General features: G+C 69.9%; 14 protein-coding genes, 4 tRNA genes and 1 pseudogene. 10 read left to right on the forward strand and 9 right to left on the reverse strand.

Annotation, left to right across the window (positions count from 1 at the left end; genetic code table 11):
- The first annotated feature begins 46 nt into the window (after positions 1-46).
- Entirely contained in the window at positions 47-847 is an 801-nt protein-coding gene (locus tag QSK17_RS28375; protein ID WP_285708472.1) for a class I SAM-dependent methyltransferase, read from the forward strand.
- Positions 848-894: 47 nt separating this feature from the next.
- Here the strand turns inward: QSK17_RS28375 and tnpA are convergent.
- Positions 895-1,174 (reverse strand): annotated as a pseudogene (tnpA, locus tag QSK17_RS28380) (IS200/IS605 family transposase); the annotation flags it as partial.
- A 22-nt stretch (positions 1,175-1,196) separates the two neighbouring features.
- Here tnpA and QSK17_RS28385 point away from each other — a divergent pair.
- The gene (locus tag QSK17_RS28385) at positions 1,197-2,429 is read left to right on the forward strand and encodes an RNA-guided endonuclease InsQ/TnpB family protein (RefSeq protein ID WP_285708473.1); all 1,233 of its coding nucleotides are present in this window, start codon (positions 1,197-1,199) and stop codon (positions 2,427-2,429) included.
- 166 nt (positions 2,430-2,595) lie between these two features.
- Here the strand turns inward: QSK17_RS28385 and QSK17_RS28390 are convergent, their stop codons facing one another.
- The gene (locus QSK17_RS28390; protein ID WP_285708475.1) at positions 2,596-2,883 is read right to left on the reverse strand and encodes a VOC family protein; all 288 of its coding nucleotides are present in this window, start codon (positions 2,881-2,883) and stop codon (positions 2,596-2,598) included.
- A gap of 127 nt (positions 2,884-3,010) precedes the next feature.
- Here QSK17_RS28390 and QSK17_RS28395 point away from each other — a divergent pair, with 127 nt between their 5' ends.
- Complete coding sequence (locus QSK17_RS28395) at positions 3,011-4,711, forward strand: SWIM zinc finger family protein (protein ID WP_285708477.1); 1,701 nt, start codon at positions 3,011-3,013, stop codon at positions 4,709-4,711.
- A 147-nt stretch (positions 4,712-4,858) separates the two neighbouring features.
- On the opposite strand, the gene QSK17_RS28400 is transcribed toward QSK17_RS28395, so the two are convergent.
- The 3 genes from QSK17_RS28400 to QSK17_RS28410 form a co-directional block, all read right to left on the reverse strand.
- Positions 4,859-4,930: transfer RNA gene (locus QSK17_RS28400), tRNA-Val, on the reverse strand.
- A 15-nt stretch (positions 4,931-4,945) separates the two neighbouring features.
- A tRNA-Cys gene (locus tag QSK17_RS28405) sits at positions 4,946-5,016 on the reverse strand.
- Positions 5,017-5,029: 13 nt separating this feature from the next.
- Positions 5,030-5,101 (reverse strand) — tRNA-Gly (locus QSK17_RS28410).
- Between the two features lie 140 nt (positions 5,102-5,241).
- Here QSK17_RS28410 and hutH point away from each other — a divergent pair.
- Complete coding sequence (gene hutH / locus QSK17_RS28415; protein WP_285708479.1) at positions 5,242-6,789, forward strand: histidine ammonia-lyase; 1,548 nt, start codon at positions 5,242-5,244, stop codon at positions 6,787-6,789.
- A gap of 33 nt (positions 6,790-6,822) precedes the next feature.
- On the opposite strand, the gene QSK17_RS28420 is transcribed toward hutH, so the two are convergent.
- Positions 6,823-7,050 (reverse strand): hexameric tyrosine-coordinated heme protein, encoded by a 228-nt coding sequence (locus QSK17_RS28420; protein ID WP_285708480.1) that lies wholly within the window; start codon positions 7,048-7,050, stop codon positions 6,823-6,825.
- A gap of 138 nt (positions 7,051-7,188) precedes the next feature.
- A complete protein-coding gene (locus tag QSK17_RS28425) occupies positions 7,189-8,412 on the reverse strand; it encodes an NAD(P)-binding domain-containing protein (RefSeq protein ID WP_285708481.1) in 1,224 nt (407 codons plus the stop codon).
- An 89-nt stretch (positions 8,413-8,501) separates the two neighbouring features.
- Between QSK17_RS28425 and QSK17_RS28430 the strand changes: the two genes are divergently transcribed.
- The 3 genes from QSK17_RS28430 to QSK17_RS28440 are packed head-to-tail and all read left to right on the forward strand — an operon-like array spanning position 8,502 to position 11,303.
- Positions 8,502-9,443, forward strand: coding sequence for a LysR family transcriptional regulator (locus tag QSK17_RS28430; RefSeq protein ID WP_285708482.1), 942 nt, complete (start codon positions 8,502-8,504; stop codon positions 9,441-9,443).
- Positions 9,444-9,453: 10 nt separating this feature from the next.
- The gene (locus tag QSK17_RS28435; protein WP_285708484.1) at positions 9,454-10,449 is read left to right on the forward strand and encodes an anthranilate synthase component I family protein; all 996 of its coding nucleotides are present in this window, start codon (positions 9,454-9,456) and stop codon (positions 10,447-10,449) included.
- A 23-nt stretch (positions 10,450-10,472) separates the two neighbouring features.
- Entirely contained in the window at positions 10,473-11,303 is an 831-nt protein-coding gene (locus tag QSK17_RS28440) for an aminotransferase class IV (protein ID WP_285708485.1), read from the forward strand.
- Positions 11,304-11,307: 4 nt separating this feature from the next.
- Here the strand turns inward: QSK17_RS28440 and QSK17_RS28445 are convergent, their stop codons facing one another.
- The gene (locus QSK17_RS28445) at positions 11,308-12,732 is read right to left on the reverse strand and encodes an LVIVD repeat-containing protein (RefSeq protein WP_285708486.1); all 1,425 of its coding nucleotides are present in this window, start codon (positions 12,730-12,732) and stop codon (positions 11,308-11,310) included.
- A gap of 83 nt (positions 12,733-12,815) precedes the next feature.
- Between QSK17_RS28445 and QSK17_RS28450 the strand changes: the two genes are divergently transcribed.
- Positions 12,816-13,439 carry a DUF305 domain-containing protein gene (locus tag QSK17_RS28450; RefSeq protein ID WP_285708487.1) on the forward strand — a complete coding sequence of 208 codons (624 nt, stop codon included), beginning with the start codon at positions 12,816-12,818 and terminating at the stop codon, positions 13,437-13,439.
- Between the two features lie 107 nt (positions 13,440-13,546).
- Here QSK17_RS28450 and QSK17_RS28455 read toward each other — a convergent pair whose 3' ends face one another.
- Entirely contained in the window at positions 13,547-13,963 is a 417-nt protein-coding gene (locus QSK17_RS28455; protein ID WP_066943720.1) for an SsgA family sporulation/cell division regulator, read from the reverse strand.
- A 639-nt stretch (positions 13,964-14,602) separates the two neighbouring features.
- Here QSK17_RS28455 and QSK17_RS28460 point away from each other — a divergent pair.
- Positions 14,603-14,677, forward strand: a tRNA-Val gene (locus QSK17_RS28460).
- A 562-nt stretch (positions 14,678-15,239) separates the two neighbouring features.
- Positions 15,240-15,683: a S1 family peptidase gene (locus QSK17_RS28465; protein WP_285708488.1), complete on the forward strand. Its 444-nt coding sequence runs from the start codon at positions 15,240-15,242 to the stop codon at positions 15,681-15,683.
- Positions 15,684-16,278 lie beyond the last annotated feature (595 nt).

Genomic DNA, 16,278 nt, shown 5'->3' on the forward strand with positions numbered 1-16,278 from the left:
GAAATCCGGTTGATCCCGGTTCCGGCTGACCGGCATTCTCACGGACATGACAGAGCGGTCGGAGCTGGCGCCGGAGATCCTGGACTACTACCTGCGGGGGAGAGAGGACGGGCGGCTGCGCTCCGGCCGGGGACGGCTGGAGTTCTGGCGCACACAGGACGTGCTGCGCCGGGTCCTGCCGCCCGCTCCGGCCCGCGTCCTCGACGTGGGCGGGGCCAGCGGCGTGCACGCGGAATGGCTGGCCGCCGACGGCTACCGGGTCGAGGTGGTCGACCCGGTGCCGATGCACGTGGAGCAGGCGGCCGCGCTGCCCGGAGTCGTGGCCCGGGTGGGGGACGCGCGGGCGTTGGAGGCCGCCGACGGCTCGGTCGACGCCGTCCTGCTGCTCGGCCCGCTGTACCACCTCACGGATCGGGCCGACCGGGTGCGCGCCCTGGCCGAGGCCCGCCGGGTCGTACGGCCGGGCGGTGTGGTCGCGGCGGCCACCATCAGCAGATGGGCTGCCGTGCACGACATGATCAGGCTGGGCCGTTACACCGAGGAGCCGGTTCGCCGCGTGGCGGACGATTCGGCGCGTGACGGGCTGCTCCGCGGCGACGAGCGGACGGGCTTCACCACCGCCTACTTCCACGACCCTGACGAGATCACCGCAGAGTTCGCCGACGCCGGGCTGCCGGACGCCCGGAGGTACGCCCTGGAGGGCGTTTTCAGCCTGTACGCCGAGGTCGATGAGTGGCTGGACGACCCAGAGCGCAGAGGGCTGCTGCTCGACGTGGCCAGGCGGTCAGAGGGAGAGCCCACGCTGCTCGGTATCGCCGGCCACATGCTCACCGTCGCCCACGCCTGACCACGCCCGTCAAACAGCTTGTTCGCCCGGTAGTAGTGGCGGGCCAGGTCGGGAAACTCGGTGCGCATCCGCCGGGAGGACACGCCTTTGAGTGAGTTGACGAGCCTGGACAGGGCGACCTTGGGCGGGAAGTTCACCCGCAGATGCACGTGATTGGCCTCGCCGTTGAACTCGGCCAGCTCGCACTCGAAGTCGGCGCACACGTCCCGCATGATCTGCTCCATGCGTTCCGAACACCGGATGCCGGAACTTGGTGAGGAAAACCAAGTGGGCGTGCAGGCCGAAAACGCAATGCCTGCCTGTTCTGATATCTCCACGCTCGGCCATAAACCAAGAGTAGGATCACGGTGTGCAGCTCCGGTACAACGTCCGCCTGTACCCGACTCCCGTCCAGCGTGAAGCGCTGACTCGGGCGTTCGGGTGCGCTCGGGTGGTGTACAACGACGGGCTGCGCGCACGCCGGGACGCCCACGCGGCCGGGCTGCCGTACATCTCGGACGGGGAGTTGTCCAAGCAGGTCATCGCCGAGGCGAAGAAGACGCCGGAACGCTCCTGGCTGGGCGAGGTCTCCGCCGTGGTGTTGCAGCAGGCGCTCGCCGACCTGAACACCGCCTACCGCAACTTCTTCGCCTCCCTGGCGGGCACGCGGAAGGGGCGTAAGGTCGCCCCGCCCCGCCTCCGGTCCCGTAAGGACAACCGGCAGGCGATCCGCTTCACCCGCAACGCCCGGTTCTCCATCACTGCGGGCGGGAGACTGCGCCTGCCGAAGATCGGCGATGTGGAGGTCCGCTGGTCGCGCACCCTGCCCGCCGACCCATCCTCGGTCACGGTGGTCAAGGACGCAGCCGGGCGGTACTTCGCCTCATTCGTCGTCGAGGTCGCCGAACAACCCCTCCCGCCGATCGGCGCTGAGACCGGCATCGACCTCGGGTTGGGGCACTTCGCAGTTCTGTCGAACGGGCGGAAGATCGACTCACCCCGTTTCCTGCGCCGAGCCGAGAAGAAACTCAAGCGACTCCAGCGGGCGCTGTCCCGCAAGGCCAAGGGCTCGGCGAACCGGGCCAAAGCCCGTACGGCGGTTGCCCGCCAGCACGCCAAGGTCGCCGACGCGCGCCGCGAGTTCCACCACCAGGAATCCACAAGAATCATCCGTGAGAACCAAACGGTGATCGTGGAAGACCTGGCCGTCGTGGGACTGGCGCGCACCAGGCTGGCCAAGAGCGTGCACGACGCGGGCTGGTCATCCTTCATCGGCATGCTGGAGTACAAGGCCCGCTTGTACGGGCGGACCTTCCACCGGATCGACCGGTGGTTCCCCTCCTCCAAGCTGTGCTCCGAATGCGGAGCGCTCGCCGAGTCCATGCCGCTTTCCGTCCGGTCGTGGATCTGCCCGTGCGGGGCGGCCCACGACCGGGACGTGAACGCGGCGAAGAACATCCTGGCCGCCGGACGGGCGGAGAGGTTAAACGCCTCCCACACTCGTGGGCGGGACGGCGCGTGCCGTCCCGGTGGAGGGCAGGTAAGACCACCCCACCGGGTGGCACAGCCCGATGAAGCAGGAAGCCGCAGAGGTGCCGCATGAAGCGGCACGGGCTGAATCTCCAGCCTTCAGGCTGGGGAGCGCGTCAAAAGCGGTATGTCGCCGGCGCGGGATGACGGCCCCGCGTCGTGGAGACACATCCGTGCAGAGCTGTGGTCGGCGCTAGCTCTGCCCGACTGCGGTGTCGCTGGGCCGGATTGAGCAAGGCTCAGCGTTCGACGTGCAGCTCTACCGCGCGGCCGTCGGGATCGTGGAGCACATGTCGCCCGGCGCCATATCCGGGCAGGCTCTCCACGGCGAATCCGATCCGGAACGTGCCGGTCGCACCTGCGGCGGCGGGATAGATCTCGAAGACCATCCCGTCCGGGAGGACCGCCGCGTAGTGCTCTGGCCCGTTCCCGTGCTGCTCGGCCTGGAAGTCCATCCCCAGCGAGGCGTAGAAGTCGCGGCATTCCTCACGCCGGGTGGTGTAGATCACGAGGAGGTTCGCCCGCATCGCTCCAGGATGGAGCGGCGTGCGAAGTGGCGGCTGACGCGGAACGCGCATTCGCCGTAGGGATCCCTCGGAACGGCTTGCGCGCCCGGGGAAACCCGGCAGGATGCCCGGCATGGCACGAGTTGTGGTGACTGAGGATTTGATCAGGCGCTGGGCGGACGGGCGTTCCTTCGAACGCGGTCAGGCGTACTTCGCTCAGGGGCGGGTGCGCAGACTGGCCGCCGACGGGGTGGCCGTGACCGCGACAGTGGACGGCACCCGGACCTACCGGGTGCGGCTGCGCGTTACGGCCGCCGGGCTGGATGGGGAGTGCAGCTGTCCATATGGAGCGGACGGCATGTTCTGCAAGCACTGTGTCGCGACCGGGCTGGCCTGGTTGGGGAAGGGGCACGTGATCGACACGCCGCCGGACGCGCCAGAGAAGATCACCGATGAGGCGCTTCGCGGCTTTCTTGAGAGGCGGGACCCGGGTTGGCTGGCCGCTGAGCTGCTGCGCGCGGCGGAGGCCGATCCTCTGCTGCGGGCGCGTCTGGAGGTTGCGGCGGGTGCCGATGTCCGATATGCGTTCGACGATCGGGACCTGCGAGAACGGCTGGAGGACGCGATCGAGATCGACGACTACGTGTCCTACGGTGAGGCGTACTCCCACTTCAACCGCGTGGAGGACGTGTTGCACGGGGTGACGGAACTGATCGTCGAGGGATTCACGGACACGGCCATCGAGCTGACCGAGTACGCGATGGAGCTGATCGAGGCGTCCGCCGGCTATGTCGACGACTCCAACGGCGAGGTGGGCGGCGCGCTCGCTACGGCCCAGCGGATCCATCTCGACGCCTGTACGGCGGGGCGCCCCGATCCGGTCGCGCTTGCGGACCGGTTGGTGGACCGCGCCCTGTCCAGCGACTACGAGGTGTTCCTCGACGCGCTGCCCGGCTACGCCGAGGTCCTCGGCGAATCAGGGATGGCCCGTTACCGGGAGCGGGTGGAGGCGGCCTGGCGGGCGCTGCCGCCCAGGCGGCCCGGCGTGTACGGCGACGGACGGTTCGCCGTCACCTATCTGATGGAGCGGCTGGCCGAATGCGAGGGTGGCACCGATGCGCTGATCGAGGTCCTGGCGCGGGATGTCACCTCCGGCTATGACGTGCTGCGAATCGCGCACAAGCTGGCCGGCGACGGCCGGGACGAGGAGGCGCTGGCGTGGATCCAACGTGGCCTGGACGACTTCGACGGCGGCGACCAGCTGCGCGACCTTGGCGCGGAGTGCCTGCTACGCCTCGGCCGCAGAGAGGAGGCCGTCCGGTTGCGATGGGCCAATTTCGAGGAGAACCCGTCGCTGGCGGACTATCAGGCGTTGCGCGCGGCGGCGGCAGAGGACTTTCCCGCCTGGCGGGAGCGGGCGCTGACCCTGCTGGGTGTCCAGCCCGCCATGGTCGAGCACCACGTGGGCGTCCGGTATCTCCAGAGCGCCGGGCACTCGGTCCTGGTGGAGATCCTGATGTGGGAGGGGGACGCCGACGGTGCCTGGCAGGCCGCTCAGCGTGGCGGCTGCCATCAGGATCTGTGGCTGCGGGTGGCCCGGGCGCGAGCGACGACGCATCCGGCCGACGCACTGCCGGTTCTGCGGCGGGCCGCCGAACGTTTGATCGAGGAGAAGAACCGGTCCTCCTATCAGCAGGCGGCCGAACTGCTGGCCGAGTCCGAGGCTCTGTCCGATAGATGCGGGCGGAGCGAGGACTTCCGGGCGTACTTGGTCGGGCTGCGGGCCGCGCATAAGCCCAAGCGGGCTCTGCGGGAGGAACTCGATCGGGCCCGCCTCCCTGGCGGGTAGGGGGCCGGATGCGAGCGAGCCCGCGGTGTTCCGCGGGCTACGGCACCTGTACGAGATGCGGGGCCCTGCGGCCGGGAATCACGAAACAGGGGAAAAGAAGATCGAGAAAACAGAAAATCCCAGGCCGTGGGCCTGGGATCTCATGTGTGGACGATACTGGGATTGAACCAGTGACCTCTTCCGTGTCAGGGAAGCGCTCTCCCGCTGAGCTAATCGTCCTTGGCGTGGGGCCAGAGGTGGAGACGGGATTTGAACCCGTGTACGCGGCTTTGCAGGCCGCTGCCTCGCCTCTCGGCCACTCCACCACGTAACGCTCCGAGCGGAAGACGGGATTCGAACCCGCGACCCTCACCTTGGCAAGGTGATGCTCTACCACTGAGCCACTTCCGCGTGATTTCCGCCTCCGAGGCGGCCTCACGCAGAGAACTCTAGCGAATCCGCGCCCACTCCCCAAATCAAGCGGAAGACCTGTGTCATGTAAGCAGCTAACATTGCAGACGCTAGTTACCAAGTGCTGGAAGAGTGGAACCATGCGCGACAACGAGGTCGTGGAGATCGGGCCGGCGCCGCTGGCCTTCGACGACGTGATCAGCGTGGCCAGGTACGGCACAGCCGTACGGCTCGGAGACGACGCGATCGCGGAGATGGCCGCCTCACGCGGCAGGATCGAGGAACTCGCGGAGGGGGACACCCCCGCCTACGGCGTCTCCACCGGGTTCGGCGCCCTCGCCACCCGGCACATCGACCCGTCCCTGCGCGGCCGGCTCCAGCGGAGCCTGGTCCGCTCACACGCCGCCGGATCGGGCCCGGAGGTGGAGACCGAGGTCACCCGGGCCATGATGCTCCTGCGGCTGAGCACCCTCGCCACCGGTCACACCGGCGTGCGCCCCGCGACCGCCAGGGTCCTGGAGAGCCTCCTCAACGCCGGGATCACGCCCGTGGTCCACGAGTACGGCAGCCTGGGCTGCTCCGGCGACCTCGCGCCGCTCTCCCACGTCGCCCTGACGATCATGGGTGAGGGGGTCGTCCGCGACCGCGAGGGCCGCGTCCGGCCCGCCGACGAGGCGCTCAAGGAGTACGGCATCGAGCCGGTGGAGCTGGCGGCCAAGGAGGGACTCGCCCTCATCAACGGCACCGACGGCATGCTGGGCATGCTCGTGCTCGCCCTCCACGACCTGGAGCGGCTGCTGCGGACGGCCGACATCAGCGCCGCGATGAGCGTCGAGGCGCTGCTCGGCACCGACCGGGTCTTCGACGCGGCGCTCCAGGCCCTGCGGCCCCACCCGGGCCAGGCCGCCGCGGCGGCCAACATGCGGGCCCTGCTCTCCGGCTCGGGGATCATGGCCTCGCACCGGGACGGCTCGTGCACCCGCGTTCAGGACGCCTACTCGCTGCGCTGCGCGCCCCAGGTCGCCGGCGCGGCCAGGGACACCGTCGCCCACGCCGCCGTCGTCGCCGGGCGCGAGCTCGCCAGCGCGATCGACAACCCCGTGGTGCTCGCCGACGGGCGGGTCGAGTCGAACGGCAACTTCCACGGCGCTCCCGTGGCGTACGTGCTGGACTTCCTGGCCATCGCGGTCGCCGACGTGGCGTCGATGGCCGAGCGGCGGACCGACCGCATGCTGGACGTCGCCCGCAGCCACGGGCTGCCGGCGTTCCTCGCCGACGACCCCGGTGTGGACTCCGGGCACATGATCGCCCAGTACACGCAGGCCGCCATCGTCTCCGAGCTCAAGCGCCTGGCCAACCCCGCCAGCGTCGACTCGATCCCCAGCTCCGCGATGCAGGAGGACCACGTCTCGATGGGCTGGTCCGCCGGACGCAAGCTGCGCCGGGCGGTCGACGGCCTGACGCGGGTACTCGCCGTCGAACTGCTCACCGCCGCCCGGGCCATCGACCTGCGCGCGCCGTACGCGCCGGCGCCCGCGACGGGGGCCGTGACCGGGGTGATCAGGGAGTCGGTCGCCGGTCCCGGACCGGACCGGTTCCTGGCGCCCGAGATCGAGGCGGTGGTCCGGCTCGTCGCCGAAGGGGCGGTGGTCTCCGCCGCCGAGTCCGTCACGGGCCCGCTGGCCTGAGCCACCCGATGCGCCGAGGCGGCCGAGGGGTCGTCAGCGCCAGTAGTTGTTGGCCGCGGCGATCGTGGCGAACTCAATCGCGACGACCTGCGCCGCCGAGGTGAGACCGTCGACGCTCTCGGCGTAATCCGGGCGCGCGTGCCTGAGCACGTCGACGTCCGGCTGGATGGCGCGCACCGTGTGGCGCGCCATCAGCACGGCCAGCGCCCGGCCGTCCTCCGGCGTCGCCGTGATCAGCGAGTTTCCCGGTACGAGTTCCATCTCGGCTCCCTGCCCCCTGCCCCTGCTTCCTGGTTTCGCCCGGCCGCGCGGTACGTGTGAGCGTGCTCGGAGTTCGCGGCGTTCGCCGCAACTACGTACGGTAACAACTGGTCGCGGAGTGTGGGCCGAGGGGGTCGGTCAGGTGATCGCCGCGATCACCTCGACCTCGAGTAGCGCGTCGGGATGGAAGAGGCGGGACACCTCGACCGTGGTGCTCGACGGCGGTTCGCCGGTGACGTACCGCGCCCGGACATGCCCGTAGTCGGCCAGCCGGTCCATGTCGGTGACGAACGTCTTGACGTGGATCACGTCGCCGAACGAGCTGCCCTGGTCCGCAAGGATCCGGCCCAGGTTCTCGAAGATGTACTCCGACTGGCGGGCCATGTCGTCCTGGCCGACGATCCGCCCGTCCGCGTCCAGCGCGACCTGCCCGGACACGAACAGCAGGTCTCCGAAGCGCACCGCGTGGGAGTACCACCCGTTGGTCGCGGGGACGGTGGCCGGATTGATCCGTTCGGCGACCTTCCCGCTCCGCGGCTCACTCCGCCGACCAGTCGCCCACCGGATGACCGCGGTGAGGTCCTCGGAGCCGAGCCCCGCGGCCGCCGCCTCGTCGAGCAGGTCACGCGCCGCCGCGGCCACCGTCTGGTCCGCGCCGGCGCCGCCGGTAGCGAGCCGCAGGTCCTTCGCCGCCAGGCCCAGCGCGTACCGGGTCTCGGCGGGCCCCTCGTCGATCGCGGGCCGCAACCGCCGGGTGAGCGCGCCGAGCGGGGTTCCGGCCAGCACGTCCAGGAAGATCGCGCGGTCCACACCCATCCGCTCCGCGTACGCCAGGTTCTCCGCGAGCATCACCTGGGCCGGGACGAGCGCGCTCATGACGGCCAGCTTGAGCGCCGCGCCGGCGCCGGCACGGCCCACCTCGCGAACCGTGCCGAAGACGGCGAGCACGTCACGGCAGCGGGCCAGATCTTCGGGGGAGCCCCCGGCCAGGACGACCAGCTCGCCCTCCCTCGCGGGTGCGACACTGCCGAGGACGGGCGCGTCGACCAGCCCAGTCCCGGAGGGCAGCAGCTGCCTGAGGCGGGCGACGGCGTCGGGGCCGATCGTGGACATCTCGACGACGACCGCCCCGGGACGCAACCCGGGCAGCGCGGCCCGTACGACGGTCGCGACGGCGTCGGGGTCGGCCAGCATCGTGATGACCAGATCCGCGTCGGCGACGGCCTCCGCCGGGGTGGCCGCCACCGTGGCGCCCGGCAGATCCTTCGGGGTGCGGTTCCAGACGGTCACCTTGTGCCCGGCGTCCACGAGGCGCCGGGCCATGGGGGCACCCATGTGCCCCAATCCGAGAAAAGCGATCACGTCTCGGGACTGTAGGCCGGAGGCGACCCATTCCACCAGCGACTAGATTGCATGTGAGCCATGCGTTCAACTCATGGAGTGGGGTGGTCGTGTTCGGAACCGACGCGCTCAGGCTGCTCGACGCCGTCGCCCGCACCGGGTCGTTCACGGCGGCCGCGGCCGAGCTGAACTACACGCAGTCCGCCGTCTCGCGGCGCATCGCGTCCCTGGAGACCGCTGCTGGGGGCCCGCTGTTCGAGCGGCTGCCCCGCGGCGTACGGCTCACGCCAGCGGGGCACGCCCTCCACCGGCACGCCCTGGATGTCCTGGAGCGCCTGGAATCGGCGGCTGAGGAGCTGTCGGCCATCCACCGGGGCACCGGAGGGAGGCTCCGCGTCGGGGCCTTCGCGACGGCCAACGCCTCCCTCGTGCCCGGCGCGCTCCGCGCGTTCATGGAGGGCAGTCCGGGCGTGGAGACCGCCATCGTCGAGGGGCCGAGCGGCCGCCTCATGGAACGCCTCGCGTACGGCTCCATCGACGTCGCCGTGGTCAGCGACTACCCGTCGGCGCTCGAGACGGGACCGGAGAGCACGCTCACCCCGCTCATGGAGGACGAATTCCTCGTCGCGCTGCCGAGCGGTCACCCGCTGGCGGGGAACCCGGTGGTCCAACTGCGCGACCTGAAGGACGAGAACTGGATCGAGGCGCCTCCGCGCGGGCACTCGACGATGCTCGCCACCTCGTGCGCGCGGGCCGGATTCACGCCGAGGACCGGCTTCCGGGTGGCCGAGTGGACGGGCAAGTTCGGATACGTCGCCGCCGGGCTCGGCGTCACCCTGGTCCCCGCCATGGCGGCGGAGGGCGTCCGCGGCCGGACCGACCTCGTGCTGCGCCCGCTCGGCGAGTTCGCGCCGCGCCGGGCGGTGTACGCCGCGCTGCCGTCCACGGCGCCGCTCCCCGCCGCGCTGGCGTTCCTGCGGCGGCTCCAGGACCAGGCCCGATCCGGCCGCGTACGAGAAGGGATGTGCGAAAGCACAGGCGGGAAAGGGTGAGAATGGACCGGTGCACGACGCTTTCGCCCACGTAGGTGGTCTCCTGGCCACCGGACTGCGCGATGTGACCACCGATCTGGCCGCTCTCGACGGGACCGGATGGTGGGCCGTCGTCGTGACCTATGAGGGCAAGGTCACCTGCGCGCGCTTCGGCGACGTGCGGCCCGCGCCGCTGCCCCGGCCGCGCGCGCCATGGCCGGGCCCGGCTCCCGAGGCGTGGGCGAGTTCGCTCGACCAGCGGGCGTACGAGGCGGGTGTGCGGGCGATCAGGGACCACATCGAGCGCGGCGACGTCTACCAGGCCAACCTCTGCCGGGTGCTGTCGGCTCCGCTGCCGGGCGACGCCGATCCGGCGGCCCTCGCCGTACGGCTCGCGAAGGGCAATCCGGCGCCGTACGCGGCGCTGATCAACGTGCCCGGGCTGACGGTCGTGTCGGCGTCGCCCGAGCTGTACCTCTCGCGCGCCGGCGACGTGGTCGAGTCCCGGCCGATCAAGGGCACCGGGGTCACCGCGGCCGACATGCTCGACAAGGACCACGCCGAGAACGTGATGATCGTCGACCTCGTGCGGAACGACCTCGGCCGGGTCGCCGAGGTCGGCTCGGTGTCGGTGCCCGCGCTCTGCGAGGTCGAGGAGCACCCGGGGCTCGTCCACCTCGTCTCGACCGTACGGGCACGGCTCGCGGAGGGCATGGGGTGGCCGGAGCTGCTCGCCGCGACCTTCCCGCCGGGATCGGTGACGGGAGCGCCGAAATACACGGCCTTGCAGATCATCAATCGACTCGAACCACAGCCGCGCGGGCCGTACTGTGGGGCAGTGGGCTGGGTCGACGCCGATCGGCGGGAAGCCGCGCTGGCGGTCGGCATCCGCACCTTCTGGGTGGAGCAGGGCATGATCCGTTTCGGCACCGGGGCGGGCATCACGTGGGGTTCCGACCCCACGCGGGAGTGGCGCGAAACCGAGTTGAAGGCGTCCCGGCTCATCGGACTCGCGTCGCGGAACTAACACGAGCAGGGATGGAGATCTCGATGGCTGTACCCGTGTGGGTCAACGGTGAATTGCTGGACCCGGAGAAGGCCACCGTCTCGGTCTTCGATCACGGGCTGATGGTCGGTGACGGCGTCTTCGAGACGATCAAGTTCGTGCGGGGAGAGGCGTTCGCGCTCACCCGGCACCTGGACCGGCTCGCGCTCTCGGCCAAGCGGATGGACCTGCCTGAGCCCGACCTGGGCGCCATCGCCGACGGCGTGCGGCAGTGCCTCGCCGCCGCGCCCAAGTGGCCGCTGGGCCGGATCAGGATCACCTACACCAGCGGGCCCGGGCCCCTCGGCTCCGACCGCGGTTCCGAGGGGACCAACGCGATCGTCATCGTCGCGGAGCAGAAGCCGTTCCCCGAGACGGCGGCGGTCACCGTGGTGCCCTGGCCGCGCAACGAGCGCGGCGCGCTCGCCGGCGTCAAGAGCACCTCCTACGGCGACAACGCCAAGGCCCTCGCGTACGCCAAGGAACGCGGCGGCGCGGAGGCGATCTTCGAGAACCTGGCGGGCAACCTCTGCGAGGGCACCGGCAGCAACATCTTCATCGTGACGGGCGGCCGCCTGGTGACGCCGACGCTGGCGTCCGGCTGCCTGGCCGGGGTGACGAGGGCGCTGGTCCTCGAATGGTGCGGCGGCGTCGAGGAGGACGTCCCGATGTCCGCCCTCTACCAGGCGGACGAGGCGTTCCTCACGTCCACGACGCGGGACATCCAGCCGATCCGGCTGGTCGACGACACGGAGCTGCCCCAGGCGCCCGGTCCCGTCACGCTCGCGGCGATGAAGGCGTTCGCCGAGCGGTCCGCGGCCGACGTGGACCCGTGACCGGTCAGCCTCCGTACGCGTACTGGGTCTGGGCGTTGAACTCCTGCACGGTCACGCTCTTGGCGGGGTCCGTGCGCGGGTCGTCGATCCGCAGGACGTCCAGACCCTTCGTGATGTCGCTCGAGTAGATGTGGCCGTTGTAGTAGTACGCCGACCACGACCCTCCGATGCGCAGGTCCGGCCGCAGCGGGCCGCGCTCGAAGAAGGCGATCTCCACCGGGCAGTCGGAGTCGGTGAAGTCCCAGACGGAGACGCCGCCCTGGTACCACGCCTGGACCATGATGTCCCGGCCCGGCACGGGGATCAGCGCGCCGTTGTGGACCACGCAGTTCTCCTCCGGGCCCTGGACCCGGGGGATCTTGAAGTAGCCGTGCCGTACGAGCTTATGCGAGGGCGTGATCTCGTAGACGGCGTTCGCGCCCTTGGTGTCATTGCCCGAGGAGCCGCACGTCGCGACCATGCCGCCGCCCAGCTCGTCGCCGAAGACGACCTTGGTCCCGTCGTTGTTGAAGGTGGCGGAGTGCCAGAGTGAGAAGTTTTCCCGGTCCGTCACGGTCGAGAGGACCCGGGGGCGGACCGGGTCGGAGATGTCGAGCAGGTAGCCGTCGCCGTAGCACGCGGCGGCGGCCAACTTCTTCGCCGGATAGACCGTGATGTCGTGGCAGCCTCCGTAGTCTCCGCCGTCATGACGCTCCTTGAACAGCGCGGGGGTGGCGACGACCTTGGCCGCTTTGGGATTCCGCACCGGCACCTCGACGATCGAGATGCCGTCGTGCGGCGCCGGGCAGTTCGGCGCCTCCGGGTCGGGTCCGGGCGCCGAGGCGTAGACGTAGACGGTGTCCGGGTCCGATCCGGGCACGATCACGTTGGTGTGCGAGCCGCACTCGGTCGCCACCGCGGCCACGTACTCGGGTTTGGCCTTGTCCGAGATATCGAAGATCCGGAGGCCCTCCCAGCCCGACTTCGTCGCGGGGTCCTTGGGGTCGCTCTCGCAGCGGTCGTCGGCCCGCGGGTGGTCCACGGACACGATGAGCAGGTCGCCGGAGACGGAGACGTCGTTCTGCCCGCCCGGGCACAGCACCCGGGTGACCGCCTTCGGGTGCGCCGGGTCGGAGATGTCGTGGACGGTGAACCCGTCGTAGTTCCCGGCGAAGGCGTAGTCGCCCTGGAAGGCCAGATCGGTATTCCAGGAATGCGGGCCGTCGAAGGGCCCCTCAAGGGGGACGTTCGCGAGCAGCGTGATGTTGTCGCTGTGCAGGACCTCGTCGACGCCGAGATCGGCGCTGGCGCGCTTGGCGACGCCGGACGCGCCGCTCGATGCGCGGGCCGCCTCGGACGACGGCGCGGCCCCGGACGGGTCGGAGCCGGAGGAGCAGGCCGCGGCGCACAGCGCCATCGCCAGGCACGCCATCAGCCCCGCACGCTTCACTGTTCCCCCTGGATCTTGGAGACTGCCCCACTATGGACGTTATGTCGGGCAGAAGCAGCGCGGGTGGCACTTTTGTAACAGTTGTGCTGGCAGTTCTGGTCGGGGGAGTGGCGGGCTGCGCCGCGGACACCCCCGCCGCCCGGCGGGACCCCTTCGTCGCAGGAACCGGCGCGCCTGTCGTCGTCCCTGGCGGCCCCGGAGGGCACGCCCGTACGGCGACGCCCGGGGAGCGGATCGGCGAGTCGGACGCGCGGACCACGGCCGCCGACGTGCGCTTCGCGGACGCAATGATCCCCCACCATCGGCAGGCGCTGGAGATGACCGGCCTGGCCGACGGCAGGGGAGCGGGAGGCGAGGTGGCCGCGCTGGCTCGGCGGATCGCCGGGGGTCAGGGGCCCGAGATCGCGACGATGACGTCGTGGCTGGCCTCCCTCGGCCGTCCCGCCCCCGCCGTACACGATCACGCTCGCCAGGGCGCGTACGGCATGGCCACGCTGGAGGAGATGAACCACCTGCGCGAGGCGCGGGGCGCGGCCTTCGACACCCTGTTCCTGCGGTTGATGATCAGGCATCACGAGGGCGCGGTGCGGATGGCGGGGGAGGAGCTGCGCGACGGGACGGACCGGCTCATGCGGGAGATGGCCCGTGACATCGTCTCGGGGCAACGGGCCGAGATCGGCCGGATGCGGCGGATGCTCGCCGGTTAGGACACCCGCTCAGGGCGTCCGGGGTCGGGACACCGGCCGCTCAGGGGCCGGTCCCGGGGGTGATCACTAACACTGGTTTCAGCGCCGGTCGATCGGGACCGGTCGGATCAGGAGCTCCACAGCATGTTGCTGAGCTCTTCGTCGAGGTCCATGAAGTCGGTCTCACGGCCGGCGGGGACGAGCTCGAAAGTGCGGTGCAAGAACTGCGTCAGCGGGGCCAGGGGCACTTCGAACAGGGCCTGTCCGAACGGGGAGGTGAGACTGATGTTCAGGGTGCGCTCGCCGTCGGAGCGGGCGGGCCACACCTGGACGTCGCCCTCTCCCACGCGCCGGACGATGCCGACGGTCAGTAGTTCGCGGGCGAAGATCCACTCGACCGGTTCGTCGTTCCCCACGTGGAATGCCATGCGTATGGCGTACGGGTCCTCGGCCGTGTAACTGAGCCCAGCGAGCAGGGGCACGGTAGTACGGTCGGGGACCACAAGCCGAAGGCCCAGCTCGGCAGTGACGGTGGTGCTGTTCATCGTCAGCCAAACCTTTCGTGTCGGGTCCCCTCACAGGGGCTTGCAACTGCTCTCACGGACTTGCTCTCGCCCGCGAAGCTATGTACGCGAACGAAGAAACCCGTAGGAGAGATTCCGCTTCCTGGGCCTTCTGTAACGCATCTCACAGGTAGACATTTGAGCATCTACCTGGCCAAACATCGCTAACGTGCGCATGTTGGCGGCGGTTTTGCGTGTCATTCCGGCTGTCGTGGCGAAGTCTTGCACGGTACAAATGATCTTAGCTTGGGGCGTATGCGTCGAGTCTGGGGCATCACGATGCTATGACAACCCGGCGGCCTCCGGCGGTCCGGCCGGGAACGTTTCGGTGTATGGCCGGGACAGGTGGGGAGCCGGCCGGAGGGGCAGAACGTGGCGGCGGCAGCGCTCCGGGGCCGAAGGACGCCGCGGGAAGTGCTCCGGGGGCCGGAGGTCGCGGGGGAGCCCTCGGGGGGCGGAGGTCGCGGGGGAGCCCTCGGGGGGCGGGGAGCGGCGGCCGAAGCGCCCGGAGGCGGTGCCGCTGTGGGGATCGCGGCCCGGGGGAGGTTCGTTCGCTTCGCCAGGACCCCTTCGAGTGCGGTATGGTTTTCCCCGTCGGCGCCGCAAGGGGCCGATCATCCCGGGCGATTAGCTCAGCGGGAGAGCGCTTCGTTCACACCGAAGAGGTCACTGGTTCGATCCCAGTATCGCCCACCATATTTCCGCAGTTCAGAGGCCGGACCCCGAGATCGGGGATTCGGCCTTTCGCTTCCTGGACCGTGGTTGGACCGCAGGATCAGACGTCATGTCCCGTCCCGGATCGTCACGGAGCCGCTTTTCTTGGCACCGGACGATCTCGCGCAGCTTGATGCCTGCTCGACTGTCGCCGGCCCCGCCGCTGAGATCGGTTTCGGTGGCCGGCAAGCCCTTATTCTGATCTTCATGCTCCCAGTGCCGACGCGAGCGTTCGTCGCTGGACCGCTCGCCGTCATGTACGCCGTCATGTGCGCAGCCATCGCCACGGGATGCGCCGCACCCCGGCAGCCGCACGCTGCCCAGAAGAGCGCCGCGGCTCCCGGAGAGAGCTCCGCACCTTCCGGGGGGAGCGCCCGTCCGTACACCGGAGAGGCGGTCCGCAGCGTCGTGCGCGTCACCGGAACCGCGCGCGCCTGCGACCGGGATGTCGCGGGAACCGGCTTCGTCTACGCCCGAGAGCGGGTGATGTCGACGGCGAGCATCGTGGCCGGAGCGGATCGGCCCCTTAAGGTTTCGCTCGCCGATGGGCGACTTCGACGCCGAGGTGGTGGACTTCGATCCACTGACGGACATCGCGGTGCTGTGGGTCAGGGGCCTCCCCTCGCCTTCCCTTCCTCTGCAGGTGAAGCGCGAGGCGTCGGCGACGATGATCGGATACGAGGAGGGCAGCACGACCCCGTCGGCCCAGCCCGCCACCGTGGGTGATCGAGTGCCCGCCAAGTCTCGGGGGATCTACGACGATCAGCTCGTCGAGTTCGACAGCTACCCCTTCCGGGGGCCACGTGTGCGGCGGGGTATGTCGGGGGCTCCTCTCGTCTCCCGCGACGAACGGGTTCTCGGCATGGTCTTTGCCGCGGATACGGATCAGGAGGGCAAGGGGTACGCGTTGACCGCCCGGCAGCTCACGGTGGCCGCGAAGGCGGGAAGGCACGCGACCGTTCCGGTCTCCACCGAAGGGTGCGCCTGAGCATCGTCCCTTCCCACATCCCGAACAGCCTGACTATCCGCTCGCCACATGCCCTGAACCGCCGACCCCATCACCACGCCGTACGCCCCTGACCACCCCCAGCCCTACGTCCCGGTTCGGTCAAGACGCCCCTCCGTCAGCCCTCCACGACATCCACGTGCGTGCGGTGGTGTCTTGGAGTGTGTGTCCGGCAGCGAACCGGGCGATGCCGGTCCGCGCTTCAGACTCAACTTCATGATCTACATAGTAAAGATGATGGCATGATTGTAGATCTCTAAGTTCTTGGCGCTCCTTGGTTCGTGTCGGTCGAGGGGGGCGCAACCGGTCATGGCGGCGAGTGGTTCGGCGAGCAGAGTGGCTTGTGGAGGGCTCGGTGGACTATCCCAAGCGATCCGCGCGTGTCGTGGTCGGATGGCTCGAAGGGGCCGGGATGTGGTGGCGACACGGTTGCCGCTGAATGCTTGACGCACTAGGAGCCGTTTTGTAGATCTTCGTTGTGGTGCGGTACAAGGTCATGGTGCAAGATCGCCATGACCTGACCGACGAGGAGTGGCTCCTCCTCGAACCGCTCATGCCGGCTCATCCGCCTCGGGGG

This window comes from Microtetraspora sp. NBRC 16547 (assembly GCF_030268965.1).
Taxonomy (GTDB): domain Bacteria; phylum Actinomycetota; class Actinomycetes; order Streptosporangiales; family Streptosporangiaceae; genus Microtetraspora.